At 40.8% G+C, this 14336-nt stretch carries 11 protein-coding genes and 1 pseudogene; 9 read left to right on the forward strand and 3 right to left on the reverse strand.

What is annotated here, in order from left to right; all coding sequences use genetic code 11:
• The first annotated feature begins 17 nt into the window (after window positions 1–17).
• The 3 genes from D2C72_00360 to D2C72_00370 are packed head-to-tail and all read left to right on the forward strand — an operon-like array spanning window position 18 to window position 3578.
• Window positions 18–1664, forward strand: coding sequence for an SLC13 family permease (locus D2C72_00360; GenBank protein ID QEF42940.1), 1647 nt, complete (start codon window positions 18–20; stop codon window positions 1662–1664).
• Between the two features lie 12 nt (window positions 1665–1676).
• Window positions 1677–2477 (forward strand): CDP-archaeol synthase, encoded by an 801-nt coding sequence (locus D2C72_00365; protein QEF42941.1) that lies wholly within the window; start codon window positions 1677–1679, stop codon window positions 2475–2477.
• Window positions 2478–3578 carry a 1-deoxy-D-xylulose-5-phosphate reductoisomerase gene (locus D2C72_00370; protein QEF42942.1) on the forward strand — a complete coding sequence of 367 codons (1101 nt, stop codon included), beginning with the start codon at window positions 2478–2480 and terminating at the stop codon, window positions 3576–3578.
• A 181-nt stretch (window positions 3579–3759) separates the two neighbouring features.
• On the opposite strand, the gene D2C72_00375 is transcribed toward D2C72_00370, so the two are convergent.
• On the reverse strand, window positions 3760–4311 hold the full coding sequence (locus D2C72_00375) for a YbhB/YbcL family Raf kinase inhibitor-like protein (GenBank protein QEF42943.1): 552 nt from the start codon (window positions 4309–4311) through the stop codon (window positions 3760–3762).
• A 144-nt stretch (window positions 4312–4455) separates the two neighbouring features.
• Between D2C72_00375 and D2C72_00380 the strand changes: the two are divergent.
• From D2C72_00380 to msrB, 6 genes and pseudogenes are all read left to right on the forward strand, one after another.
• Window positions 4456–4916: pseudogene (locus tag D2C72_00380) on the forward strand (helix-turn-helix domain-containing protein).
• Between the two features lie 170 nt (window positions 4917–5086).
• Window positions 5087–6250 carry a cysteine desulfurase, NifS family gene (gene nifS / locus D2C72_00385; protein QEF42944.1) on the forward strand — a complete coding sequence of 388 codons (1164 nt, stop codon included), beginning with the start codon at window positions 5087–5089 and terminating at the stop codon, window positions 6248–6250.
• 21 nt (window positions 6251–6271) lie between these two features.
• Entirely contained in the window at window positions 6272–7252 is a 981-nt protein-coding gene (locus tag D2C72_00390; GenBank protein QEF42945.1) for an iron-sulfur cluster assembly scaffold protein NifU, read from the forward strand.
• 153 nt (window positions 7253–7405) lie between these two features.
• Window positions 7406–7639, forward strand: coding sequence for a CopG family transcriptional regulator (locus D2C72_00395; protein ID QEF42946.1), 234 nt, complete (start codon window positions 7406–7408; stop codon window positions 7637–7639).
• 115 nt (window positions 7640–7754) lie between these two features.
• Window positions 7755–9101, forward strand: a complete 1347-nt coding sequence (radA, locus tag D2C72_00400) for a DNA repair protein RadA (GenBank protein QEF42947.1) — start codon at window positions 7755–7757, stop codon at window positions 9099–9101.
• A 122-nt stretch (window positions 9102–9223) separates the two neighbouring features.
• Entirely contained in the window at window positions 9224–10303 is a 1080-nt protein-coding gene (msrB, locus tag D2C72_00405) for a peptide-methionine (R)-S-oxide reductase (GenBank protein ID QEF42948.1), read from the forward strand.
• Window positions 10304–10678: 375 nt separating this feature from the next.
• Here msrB and D2C72_00410 read toward each other — a convergent pair whose 3' ends face one another.
• Window positions 10679–11512 (reverse strand): sulfite exporter TauE/SafE family protein, encoded by an 834-nt coding sequence (locus D2C72_00410; GenBank protein ID QEF42949.1) that lies wholly within the window; start codon window positions 11510–11512, stop codon window positions 10679–10681.
• 477 nt (window positions 11513–11989) lie between these two features.
• Entirely contained in the window at window positions 11990–14068 is a 2079-nt protein-coding gene (locus D2C72_00415) for an outer membrane protein (GenBank protein QEF44144.1), read from the reverse strand.
• Window positions 14069–14336: the final 268 nt, after the last annotated feature.

Consider the following 14336-nt stretch of genomic DNA (forward strand, 5'->3'; position numbering starts at 1 on the left):
TTAAAGGGTAAAATAAAATGGAAAATCATTCGCATGCCGATACGAACGCTGATGACAAAAGCACCAAGATCGTTCGTTTGTTTGGTCTCATAGGGGGGGCGTTAATCGCGCTCATTATCTATTACGCTTTAGACGCTCAAATGCCTCATATTGTAGAAGAAATCCCCAAGCTCAGTTCTTTGAATTATAAGGCGATGCCTGTTGTGGCTGGGGTGGCTGTTTTAATGGGGATATGGTGGATGACTGAAGCCATTGACTTGCCTGCAACCGCGCTTTTACCTTTGGTGCTTTTTAGCGTCTTTAGCGTGGATCAATTCTCTAGCGTTAGCTCTTCTTACGCATCGCCCATTATCTTTCTTTTTATGGGAGGGTTTATTTTAGCTTTAAGCATGCAAAAATGGAATTTGCACACGCGCATCGCTTTAAGCATTATTTTATTGGTAGGCACAAGCCCTAGGAGGTTGATTTTAGGTTTCATGATAGCCACAGGATTTCTGTCTATGTGGGTGAGCAATACCGCAACGGCGGTGATGATGTTTCCTGTTGGCATGAGCGTTTTGCAATTAGTCGCTAAACTTGTGGGTAAAGAAAACGCCTCTAATGCATTCTATCAAAAAGAAGAAATCACCAAAGCGCATGGGGGCATTATGAGTAATATCGTGCATAAGGGCAAAGATATTACCCAAGTGATTCAAGAAAAGACCACCATTTATCGCACGAATTTCAGTATTTGCTTGATGCTTGGCATCGCTTATGCGGCTTCTATTGGCTCTTTAGGCACTTTGATTGGCACGCCGCCTAACGCTTTATTAGCCGGCTATATGAAAACCGCTTTCAATATTGAAATTGGTTTCGCTCAGTGGATGGTGTTTGGGACACCGTTAGCCTTTATCATGCTCATTTTAGCGTGGCTCTTGATCACTTATGCGATTTTCCCTTTAAAGATTAAAGAAATCCCAGGGGGTAAGGAAGTTATTAGGGTAGAGTTAAAAAAACTAGGCCGTTTGAGTCAGGCGGAAATCTCTGTGGGGGTTCTTTTTATATTAGCGTCTTTAGGGTGGATTTTCTTAGACACGATTTTAAAATCTTGGGGCATTAAGATAGATAAAATTGATTCCGTGATCGCTATGGGGGTTTCTGCGCTTTTATTCATTTTGCCCGCTAACAATCAAGGCGATAGGCTCATTGATTGGGGTGTTGCTAAAAAACTCCCTTGGGATGTGTTGCTTTTATTTGGCGGCGGGTTAGCTTTGAGCGCGCAATTTTCTAAAACCGGGTTGAGCTTGTGGATCGGGCATTTGGTTTCTGGCTTTTCGCATTTACCGGTTTTATTCATCATTGTCATGGTAACTTTAATGGTCATTTTCTTAACCGAAGTCACTTCTAACACCGCCACCGCTGCCGCATTTTTGCCGGTGATTGGAGGGGTTGCGATGGGCATGGGTTATGAAAACCACCAAAGCTTGTTATTGACCATTCCTGTAGCTTTGAGCGCGACTTGCGCGTTCATGCTCCCTGTGGCCACCCCACCGAATGCGATAGCTTATGGCTCTGGGTATGTTAAAATAACGGATATGATTAAAGTCGGCTTGTGGCTTAATTTAGTGGGCGTTGTTTTGATTAGCTCGTTTAGCTATTTTTTAGTTTCGCTGATATTTAATTGATTAAGGAAAAAAGTGAAAGAAGAGTTATTTAAAGAAAAGTCTCGTTACATTACAGGGGTTGTTTTAATCGTTGTGGCGGGCTTGATTTTGTATGCGGACAATTTGTTGTTGTTTTGGGCTGTTTTAGGGGGGATTTATGCGGTAGGGTTTTTTGAAGCGTTAAGGTTGTTCCAGGTCAAAGCGGGCTTTAGCTTGTATCTCATTTTAGTGTTGTCATGGGTAGCGGCGTATTTTAACGGGCATCCTGTAGAATGCGCTCTTATCAGCGCGATGGTCATGGCTAGCGTCATCGCTTATCAAAAAGCGCACCACAGCGAAGCCATTTTACCCTTTTTATACCCGGGCGTTGGGTTTTTTGCGCTTTTTGGGGTTTATAAGGATTTTGGCGCGGTGGCGATCATCTGGCTTTTAGTGGTGGTGGTCGCAAGCGATGTGGGGGCGTTTTTTGGAGGCAAGCTTTTAGGCAAAACCCCTTTCACAGCCACTTCACCGAATAAAACCTTAGAGGGCGCGTTGATTGGCGTTGTTTTAGCGAGCGTTTTAGGATCGTTTGTGGGCATGGGGAAATTGAGCGGAGGCTTTCTTATGGCGCTTTTATTCAGTTTCTTAATCGCGCTTATGGCGGTGTTTGGGGATTTGTATGAAAGCTATTTGAAAAGAAAAGTTGGGATCAAGGATAGCGGTAAGATTTTACCCGGGCATGGGGGCGTTTTAGACCGACTGGATTCCATGCTTTTTGGGGCTTTAAGCTTGCATGTGTTGTTGTATTTTTTAGAAGTTTGGAAAGAAACGGCGGTGTTTTTAGGGGATTGAATGGTTGTTTTAGGAAGCACCGGCTCTATCGGAAAAAACGCCCTTAAAATCGCAAAAAAATTTGGCGTAGAAATAGAAGCCTTAAGCTGCGGGAAAAATATCGCTTTAATCAATGAGCAAATCAAAGTTTTCAAGCCCAAGAAAGTGGCGATTTTTGATCCTAGCGATTTGAATGGTTTAGAGCCTTTGGGCGCAAAAGTGTTTGTGGGGTTAGACGGCATTGATGCGATGATAGAGGAGTGCGTTTCCAATTTAGTCCTTAACGCCATTGTGGGCGTAGCCGGATTGAAAGCGAGCTTTAAAAGCTTACAAAGGAACAAAAAACTAGCCCTAGCGAATAAAGAAAGTTTAGTGAGCGCGGGGCATTTATTAGACATTTCACAAATCACGCCCGTTGATAGCGAGCATTTTGGTTTGTGGGCGTTGTTGCAAAACAAGACTTTAAAGCCTAAATCTTTAATCATTAGTGCGAGTGGGGGGGCTTTTAGGGACACGCCTTTAGAATTTATTCCTATTCAAAACGCGCAAAACGCACTCAAGCACCCTAATTGGAGCATGGGATCTAAAATCACCATTGATTCAGCGAGCATGGTCAATAAGCTTTTTGAAATTTTAGAAACTTACTGGCTTTTTGGCGCGTCTTTAAAGATTGATGCGCTGATTGAAAGAAGTTCTATCGTGCATGCTTTGGTGGAGTTTGAAGACAACTCTGTCATCGCGCATTTAGCGAGTGCGGACATGAAACTACCCATAAGCTATGCCATTAACCCTAAATTAGCTTCCTTGAACGCTTCCATTAAACCCTTAGACTTATACGCTTTAAGCGCGATTAAATTTGAACCCATTAGCATGGAGCGCTACACTCTGTGGCGTTATAAAGACTTGTTATTAGAAAACCCAAAGCTTGGCGTGGTGCTGAATGCGAGCAATGAAGTGGCGATGAAGAAGTTTTTAAATCAAGAAATCGCCTTTGGTGGCCTTATCCAAATCATTTCTCAAGCCTTAGAATTGTATGCTAAAAAATCTTTCAAGCTCTCTACTTTAGATGAAGTGCTAGAATTAGACAAAGAAGTTAGGGAGCGTTTTAAAAATTATAGGTAGTGTTGAATGAATGGTTTGATAAGGAGTTGATGCGTGTTTAAATCAGCTTTTGGTGCTTTTAGCTCTAATTTCTAGCGTTATAATCCATCTCGTTAGGGTTGCATAAAACCCCACTTTTTAAAAAAATGAAAGAATATTAAGGTTAAACAAGTTCATTGAACTAAGCCTACAAGCTTGTAGCCTATTTCCTCACAAACTGCTTGTATAAAAATTCCTTTCTCCCTATGGCGATGATATGGTTGCGCATTTTGTCATGCAAATCGCCTAAGAAAAAAGGAACTTTTAATTCCAGTTTAGGGATGTCTAGGGCATACACTTGAATTAAGTAATGGTGATCGCCATTAGGGGGCATGGGGCCGATATAGACGCTGTTATTGAGATTGGAGCGTTGTTTTTCGCTTTCATTGAGCGGTGAACGGATAAAGCCTTGAGTGAGCGAATTGACTCCTTGAGTAATCCTTTTATCCATCATGGAAGCGTTTTCTTCTAAAACATTGTAAGAAATATTGCCCACGACCCAATGGACAAACGGCATGCCGCACACTTTTTGCGCGTCATGATCTATTAATTCTAAAGCGTAGCTTTTAGCGCCTTCTACTTTTTGCCATGAGATTTTAGGCGAATAAGTGGGTAAGCCGTTTGGATTGAGAAACCCTCTAGGAGCGTTACCGCCAAATTTAGCGTCCAAATACCCTTTCGAATCGGTTTGAATCATCACTTCAAAAGTTTTCATTTTAAGCCCTTTTTCTTTGAAATCGTTTTGTGTTTTTTATTGTAGCATGATCCTAAAAATATATCTTAATTTGGAGCATGGTATTAGAATAATCATTTTTAATGATTAAATAGCTATTTATTTTTACTAGTTACCATTGAACGCATGGAAAGTAAAATAAATCGTTTGAGCACCAAAATAGACGCACTATTGGAACAGCAAAAAAGAGTGATTTCTTTACTAGAAACTTATTTGAGCGTTTATCCCGCCCAAGAGGCTTCAAATAAGTTTTTTAAAAGCGTTAGTCAAGGGATGGAGTTAGCCCCAGAAATCGCGCAAGAAGATGAAGAAAAACGCCTTTATGTGTTGCAATATTTAAGCCATGTGGATATTACTAAAAACAAGCAAGACTCCCAGATCAAAAAAGATTGTTTGGAATTTATCCAAAGGTTTAATGTCCCAAAGCCCATTATCGTTACCGCTCTTTATAACCTTAAAGGCATTAAGCCCACTAAAAAAGAAGTGGCGAAACAATTGCAAAAACTCTATGTGTGGGAGAGACGTTACCAACAAGGGGGATAGACGCTTTAAAAGACAGGCGTGGGAGACCCCTTAAAAAACCTTGAGCGGGTTGGTAGTGGCTGTTGTTGGTTTTTAATGGAGGTATTCGTGTTTCTCAAAATGTTTTTTAAAATTCATCTTATTTTTAAGTTAAAATTAAGAAAATATCTTGTATTTAATCATAATTTAGACCTAGATAAGAAATCTATGTAAAATTTTTAAGGAGAACACTCATTTGTTACAACGAATTTATTTAGACAATAACGCTACAACCAGGATTGATCCTAAAGTCAAAGAAATCATGGATCCTTTTTTAAGGGATCATTACGGCAACCCTAGCTCGTTGCACCAGTTTGGCACAGAAACCCACCCAGCCATTGCAGAAGCTTTAGATAAGCTCTATAAAGGCATTAACGCTAGGGATATAGACGATGTGATCATCACCTCTTGTGCGACAGAGAGCAATAACTGGGTTTTAAAGGGCGTGTATTTTGATGAATGTTTGAAAAAGGGCAAAAACCATATTGTAACCACGGTTGCAGAGCATCCGGCGGTGCGATCCACTTGTAATTTTTTAGAAAGCTTGGGGGTGGAGATTACTTACTTGCCCATTAATGAGCATGGGAGCATCACCGCAGAGCAAGTCAAAGAAGCGATCACAGAAAAAACCGCTTTAGTGAGCGTGATGTGGGCTAATAATGAAACCGGTCTTATTTTCCCTATTGAAGAAATCGGGGCTATCTGTAAAGAAAAGGGCGTGTTGTTCCATACTGATGCGGTGCAAGCGATTGGTAAAATCCCTGTAGATGTGTTGAAGGCGAATGTGGATTTCCTTTCTTTTAGCGCACACAAGTTTCATGGGCCTAAAGGCATTGGGGGGTTGTATATTAGAAGTGGGGTGGGATTGACCCCTCTTTTTCATGGCGGGGAACATATGAATGGCAGGCGCAGCGGGACTTTGAACGTGCCTTATATCGTGGGCATGGGCGAAGCGATGAAATTAGCCGTAGAGCATTTAGATTATGAAAAAGAAGTGGTAGGGAAATTGCGCGACAAATTAGAAGAAGCGCTTTTGAAAATCCCTGATGTGATGGTGGTAGGCGATCGAGTCCATCGTGTGCCTAACACGACTTTAGTCAGCGTGAGAGGGATTGAAGGAGAGGCCATGCTGTGGGATTTAAACCGCTCTAATATCGCCGCTTCCACAGGGAGCGCATGCGCGAGTGAGGATTTAGAGGCTAATCCTGTCATGGTAGCGATTGGAGCGAGTAAGGAATTAGCTCATACCGCTATCAGGCTTTCATTGAGCCGTTTTAACACGGAAGCTGAGATTGACAAAACGATTGAAGTTTTCTCTCAAGCGGCTGTAAGATTGAGAAACATTTCAAGCTCTTATTAAAAAGAATATAAAGGAATCAAAATGGCAAAACATGATTTAGTGGGTTCGGTTCTCTGGGACGCGTATTCTAAAGAAGTTCAAAGGCGCATGGATAACCCTACGCATTTAGGGGTCATCACCGAAGAGCAGGCTAAAGCCAAAAACGCTAAGCTGATTGTGGCGGATTATGGCGCAGAGGCATGCGGTGATGCGGTGAGGTTGTATTGGCTTGTAGATGAGAGCACGGATAGAATTGTTGACGCGAAGTTTAAAAGCTTTGGTTGCGGGACAGCGATCGCAAGCTCAGACATGATGGTAGAATTGTGTTTGAATAAAAGAGTCCAAGATGCGGTAAAAATCACGAATTTAGATGTGGAAAGAGGCTTGAGAGACGATCCGGACACGCCGGCTGTCCCTGGGCAAAAAATGCACTGCTCGGTGATGGCGTATGATGTGATCAAAAAGGCTGCCGGCATGTATTTGGGGAAAAACGCTGAAGATTTTGAAGAAGAAATCATCGTGTGCGAGTGCGCTAGGGTGAGTTTAGGCACGATTAAGGAAGTGATTAAACTCAATGATTTAAAAAGCGTTGAAGAAATCACTAACTACACCAAAGCCGGTGCGTTTTGTAAAAGCTGTGTGAGACCGGGAGGGCATGAAAAAAGGGATTATTACCTGGTGGATATTCTTAAAGAAGTGCGCGAAGAAATGGAAGCTGAAAAGCTTAAAGCCGCTGCGAATAAATCCCAAAATGGGGAATTGGCTTTTAGGGAAATGACTATGGTTCAAAAGATTAAAGCGGTGGATAAAGTCATTGATGAAAATATCCGCGCTATGCTTATGATGGATGGGGGGGATTTAGAGATTTTAGACATTAAAGAAAGCGATGATTACATTGATGTGTATATCCGCTACATGGGGGCATGCGATGGGTGCATGAGCGCGACTACTGGGACTTTATTTGCCATTGAAAACGCCTTGCAGGAATTATTGGATCGCAGTATCAGGGTGTTACCGATTTGATTTGTTCTTTTTAGGGGGTGAAGGCCTTTTCAAGCGAACGCTAATAAACTTAAAATGAGAAATGATTAGCGCTTGCGGCATTGTTCGTTATACGCTACTTTTATGCTAATATGCTATTTTAAAGCGATTTGCGATGATGATTGAAGGAACTTGATGAAAACGACAGAAAACACAGATGAAACTCACTTAAGGGGAGCTAAAAATAAACTAGGGCGCAAACCAAAAGCAGACGCTAATAAAAAAACTCGCGCTGTAAGCTTGTATTTTTCTGATGAGCAATACCAAAAACTAGAGAAAATGGCTAACGAAGAAGAAGAAAGCGTGGGATCTTATATCAAACGCTATATTTTGAAGGCTTTAAGAAAAATAGAGCAAAATGGTGCTTGATAACTTTTTAACTTGTTTTTAGTTTAACTCCACGAGTTTCACTATAAAGCAAAATGATTAAAACCCCCATTTTATCTAGCCTTTAGCTGTGTGATTTTAAAAAAAGAGTGGTATTTTGGCTAAAAAAACTTCTTTATTTGAGTGTCAGCATTGCGGTTTTACAAGCCCTAAGTGGTTGGGTAAGTGCGTTCAGTGCAACGCATGGGAGAGTTTTATAGAATTGAACCAAACTCAAAAGGAAGTTTTAAATGCGCTTAAAAAACCGCTCCCACAAGCGCAAAAAAGCGTTTCTATCGCTGCAATTGAGCATGAAGAAGTCATTAAGTTTTCTTCCACTCAAAGCGAATTGGATATTGTTTTAGGTGGAGGGATCGCTAAAGGGGGGTTGTATTTAGTGGGGGGGAGTCCTGGGGTGGGGAAATCCACTTTGCTTTTAAAAGTGGCTTCTGGCTTAGCCAAAAACCAGCAAAAGGTTTTGTATGTGAGCGGGGAAGAGAGCTTGAGCCAGATTAAAATGCGCGCCACTAGACTAGATTGCATAGAAAAAGAATTGTATCTGCTCAATGAAATCAATTGGCCTGTGATTAAGGCTAATATAGAAAGCGAAAATTATTTTGCTTGCGTGATTGATTCCATCCAAACGCTTTATTCGCCAGAGATTTCTTCAGCGCCCGGCTCTATTTCGCAAGTGCGAGAGATCACTTTTGAGCTCATGCGTTTGGCCAAAACAAGAAATATTGCTATTTTTATCATCGGTCATATCACTAAAGAAGGGAGCATCGCAGGGCCTAGAGTGCTAGAGCATATGGTGGATAGCGTGCTGTATTTTGAAGGCGATCCCAGTAGGGAATTAAGGATTTTAAGGAGTTTTAAAAACCGCTTTGGCCCTACGAGTGAAATCGGCTTGTTTGAGATGAAAGAGCAGGGTTTGGTGAGCGCTAAAGAAGCTTCAAGCTTGTTTTTTTCTAAAGAAGAGCCTATGGAAGGGAGTGCCATTACCATCACTTTAGAAGGCTCAAGAGCGTTGATTTTAGAGATTCAGGCGTTGGTGAGCGAGTGCAGTTTTGGAGCGCCCAAACGATTAGCGAACGGGTTTGACACTAACCGCCTTAACATGCTTATTGCTTTATTGGAAAAAAAGCTAGAAATCCCCTTAAACCGCCATGATGTGTTTATTAATGTGAGCGGGGGCATTAAGATCAGCGAGCCGGCTTGCGATTTAGCGGTCATTGCCAGTATCCTTTCAAGCTTTAAAAACAGAAAAATTGACAATAAAACGGCGTTTTTGGGCGAAGTGAGTTTGAATGGCAGGATTTTAGAAGCCCCCAATTTGAACGCCAGATTGAAAGAAATGGAAAATTACGGCTTTTTAAAAGCCATTTTGCCCAAAAAACCCAGTCAAAAAACCTCTATCAAATGCTATGAAGCCAATGCGGTAGGCAAGATTGTTGAATGGATGTGATTTTAACTTTTGTTACCTAATAGAATAGAGTCTTATTAAAATTTAAACTCAATTTAAAGAACAATTACCATCTTTTTTAGTTATAATGGCGGACACCATTAAAATTAAAACAAAGGTTGTCAATGAAAATATTATCTTATTTGAAAAAATTTTATCTTTTTCTACTAATAGGAGCGATCATGCAAGCGAATGAAAGCATGGGGGCTAAACACCCAAAAACCGATGAAAGAGTGATTTACTTGGCTGGGGGGTGCTTTTGGGGGCTAGAGGCGTATATGGAGAGGATTTATGGCGTTATAGACGCAAGCTCTGGTTACGCTAATGGCAAGACTTCAAGCACGAATTATGAAAAGTTGCATGAGAGCGATCATGCTGAAAGCGTGAAAGTGATCTATGATCCTAAAAAGATCAGTTTGGACAAGTTGCTGCGCTATTATTTTAAGGTGATTGATCCGGTGAGCGTGAACAAGCAGGGTAATGATGTGGGCAGGCAGTATCGCACAGGGATTTACTATGTCAATAGCGCGGATAAAGAAGTGATAGACAACGCCTTAAAAGCGTTACAAAAAGAAGTGAAAGGCAAAATCGCCATTGAGGTAGAGCCGTTAAAAAATTATGTGAGGGCTGAAGAATACCACCAAGATTATTTGAAAAAACACCCTGGTGGTTATTGCCATATTGATTTGAAAAAGGCGGATGAAGTGATTGTGGATGACGATAAATACACCAAACCAAGCGATGAAGTTTTAAAGAAAAAACTCACTAAACTCCAGTATGAGGTGACTCAAAACAAACACACTGAGAAACCTTTTGAAAATGAGTATTACAACAAAGAAGAAGAGGGCATTTATGTGGATATTACCACCGGCGAGCCGTTATTTTCTTCAGCGGATAAATACGACTCCGGTTGCGGGTGGCCAAGCTTTTCTAAGCCTATCAATAAAGATGTGGTGAAATACGAAGACGATGAGAGCCTTAACAGGAAACGCATTGAAGTATTAAGCCGTATTGGTAAGGCGCATTTAGGGCATGTATTTAACGATGGGCCTAAAGAATTGGGAGGCTTAAGGTATTGCATCAACAGCGCGGCTTTAAGGTTTATCCCCTTAAAAGACATGGAAAAAGAGGGTTATGGCGAGTTTATCCCTTATATCAAAAAGGGTGAATTGAAAAAATACATTCAAGATAAAAAAACACATTAAGGGGTAATGACTAAGCCCCCTAATGGGGGTTAAAATGGGGGGTTCAAGCGTTTGGGTTATCTTATGGGTTATTTTAAAAAACGCTAAAATACGCCCTAAATAATTCATTTTTTAATTACCCTTACTTTTTTAAGTTTTATGGTTTTGTTCTCATCAAATAAAGATAATTAAAACTTTTTATTTTTTTAAAAATGGGGTTTTTAATTTTATTTTTTGTTTCAAACTTATTTTTTAAGGGGGTAGGGGGTTATCCCATTACAACCCCCAAACTAAACCCCCCTAACCCTAAAGAAGTGCTTTTTTAGAGATTATCGCTTGCTCTTAGAAAGCTTTTTGATATTAATTTTAAAAATGCCCTTGAGCATTTTTAGATTTTTAACCCATAATGAGCTTGTGTAAAGTCGCTAAAATGCTTAAAGCATAAATGAGGAGCAAGAGGATTTTATGCACCTTTTCATTAGCCAAAGCAATCAGTTTAATGCCAATGCCCACCCCTAAAAACGCTCCAATACCGGTAATCACCCCCGCTTGAACGCTTATATCATCAAGAACCTTCCCATTATAAAGAGAGATGACCCCAGATAAAGAAGCGAACACCACAAAAAATAGCCCCAAAGGCACGATTTTTTTAGAATCGTATTTCAAAAAATAGCCCAAAAACGGCACCATTAAAATCCCCCCACCCATGCCTAGCGGGATAGAAAAGATGCCAGTAACAAAACCGGCGAGCATCAAAACCCCATGCGTTCTATCCATAGACACAAAGGGGATTGCGCGCTTTTTTTCGGGCGTTTTGTTATTCGCATGCAAATCAAAATGCATTTCTTCAAAATGCTCTGGTTTCTTGTTGTTAGAAAAAGCGTATTTGATAAAGGTGTAGCACACCACCACCACAAACACACCCATTAAAATTTTATCGTTAATGATTTTTAAGATAAAGCTCCCTAAAATCGCCCCCATTAGCCCTCCAAGCGCGGCAAATGAGCCTTCTTTCAAATCCAATAAGCCCTTTTTGTAATTGATGATAGAGCCGACCACTGAAGAAAAAAGCATTTGCATGAGCGAAATACCCACTGCATGGCTATAGCTAAAATGAGCAAAAATCGCGCTAGGGACGACAATCTCCCCCCCACCAATACCAAAAAACCCGGCGGTGATGCCGGTGAATAGCCCCACAAGAGCCAAAATAAACGCCGTTGATTCTTCCATGAAAAACTCCCTAAATTCTAAATTATTACTTTATCAAAAAAGAGTGATAATCTTTAAAAAATTTTCTTTAATACTCCTTAGCAGAAATCCCAGTCGTCTTTAGCGGTTGGGATGAATGCTACCAATTCATGGTATCATATCCCCATACATTCGTATCTAGCGCAGGAAGTGCACAAAGTTACGCCTTTGGAGATATGATGTGTGAGACCTATAGGGAATGCGTTGGAGCTCAAACTCTGTAAAATCCCTACTATAGGGACACAGAGTGAGAACCAAACTCTCCCTATGGGCAACATCAGCCTAGGAAGCCCAATCGTCTTTAGCGGTTGGGCACTTCACTGATTACAAAAATAGGGTTTTGATTACTTTAATTTTATCGCTTAAGAGCGGTTGCAAGAAATTATCCAAACTCTTTACTGCTTAATTTTAAAAATGCTTTTAAGCGTTTTTAAACAAGCCCCCTTTTTTAAAGAGAGTTTAATAAGCAAAAACATAATTCAAATACACGCTATAGAGCCTTCTGTATTTGAGTTCAGCGCCCATGAAAGAATAATAATCCGTGTTAATGGTGGGGATTTTCACGCCCAATTCCACGCCATGCTGCACGGCATGATCGCTGTCTTTTTTCTTTGCTCTAGCGAGGTTCATTCTCAAGCCTAAATTGAATAAAAATTGGAAATTTGCCACATTCATTTTAGCGCTATAAATATTACCCACCACATTCAAATTCACAAATTCAGAATTAAGCCATGAAGTCCCAGCTAACGCAAAGCCACCAAAAAGCCCCACGGAGAGCTTGTTATTCTTGCCTAAAAAGTTGGTGTTTTTATCGTTAATGAAGTTATAAAGCGCATCCATTCCCACCCCATAAGTCCAAACATCAGAAGCGGAGTTGAAAAAGCTGGATTTGATGAACGCATGGTTATAGTCAAAAAAGCCGTAATACCTTAACCCCCAATTCCTTTTTTTGCCAAAGAATTGTTTGTAACCCATTTGCACGCCGATCCCATTCATCGCGCCGTTATTGGTTTGAGAACTAATCATGCCAAAGCGCCTGAAAGGGTTTTTGCCTAATTCTTGCGTGGTGGCTTGGAGCTGGTTGTATTTGTTTGAATCCAAAGAATAAGTGAGCAAACCTTCTGGGGAATTAGGGTTTTGAGTGGAATGCGTCATGTTTTGAAGAGATTTAGCGTTAGGCAAGCTAGAGATACCGCTATTAATCGCTTTTGAGTCTTTATTCAGGGTGTTAAGGGCTTCTTTAAAATTCAAAATGGTTTGAGCCAAAGCCCTATCTTGATTGACCTGGTTGCCATAATAAGCGGTGTGTTGCTCTAAGGAATTGAGAGTTTCTTTCACAAACGCGCAACCTGAACCCCAAGTGTTATTAGTGATCACGCCAGCCGATCCTGCTTTACATTGTTCTAAATCCCCTTGAATAGGCCCTTGAATGCTGTGGAAATTGTTCGCTACTTGCTTAGCTAAATTTAAAATCTCTGCTTGAGCGTTCGCTCTATTGAGCATTTCTTGAGCAAACCCTTTGTCTTGAGAAGTGTAGGGGTTGAAATTGTCTGGTTGCGTGATTTGGGCGTTTTCATTAGCGTTAAGCTGTTGGGTTTTTGCTAGGGCTGTTTGAGCGTTTTTGATCATCTCATTAATTGCGTTAAAAGAAGGGCCAAAAATATCCATCACATTCCCAGGCGTAGAACTCAACCCCCACGCTTTACCGCCATTGCTCGTTTGCACATGCGGCTTTTGAGTAATAAGGACTTGCATGATAGTAGCGGCTTGTTGCAAAAGGTATTCAGCGTTATTATTGTATTTCAATTGTATTGTAGGCGAGAATGATGCTCCGCCTGAATAAGAGGTTGGGATCTCTTTCCCATTCTCTGTATAATAATGCTCTATGATATTGTTTTGTGTAGTGGTTTTATAATTGGTTTGTTGTATGTTGACTACCCCTGTTTTGGTGGTGTCGTTCAAGGCAGGCATTCCGCCTCCTTGGTTTTGGTTTAAAGCGGTTTGGATAATTTGATAAGCTTGGTTGAGTTTTTGGTATTCATCAATGGATAGGATGCCATTGGGGCCTGTCCCATACGCTTGATTGCAAGTGGTGGTTGTCCCATTAAGGGCTGGTGTGTTACCAAACGATTGGTAGCTTTGATTATTGGTAGGGCCAGGGCCGCAGCCAATAAAAAGGGCTATGACTTGCCACATGCCCACAGCCGCATTGAGCGCTAAAGCCACAGCTTGATAGGCCGGAGAAGTGGTGGTAGTGCTAGTGAGGTTGATCGCGCTTGAGCTTAAATTATTAATCGCACCGGTGATCGCACTGGGCGTGCTGGCTAGATTGACTAAGGAATTTAAGTAATTGTATTGGTTTAAAAGGTTGCTTAAGTTATCGTATCTGTCTGCAAGATTTTGCAATGCTCCAGTGTTTTTCACTTTTTGAACCGCTTCACCGATTTGATAGCCCACACTCATATAAAATCCGTCATCTTCAGCGTTTAAGAGCGGTGTAGTAAGAGCGAGAGAGAGAGTTAAAAGGGTTTTTTTCATTTTCTTTTTCATGTTTTTTTCCTTTCTTTTCCTTTTGTCCTTTTTGTCCTTTTGTTGATCCCACATTTGATAGCCATGTTCTATAAAGATCCGGTATTTTACCACGAAATGCTTATTTTTAGCTTAAAATTTATATTTTGAAAAAAAAAAAAAACAATTTTAAGTATTTTTTACAATAAAATATCACAGAGCTTGGTTTTAGGCGAGCGAGAGTTTTATTAAAAGCGCTTTTAGGGGGTTATTTGAAATTGGTTTTTAAACCTTTGGT

The sequence above is a fragment of the Helicobacter pylori genome (genome assembly GCA_008032955.1).
Classification (GTDB): Bacteria; Campylobacterota; Campylobacteria; order Campylobacterales; family Helicobacteraceae; genus Helicobacter; species Helicobacter pylori_DC.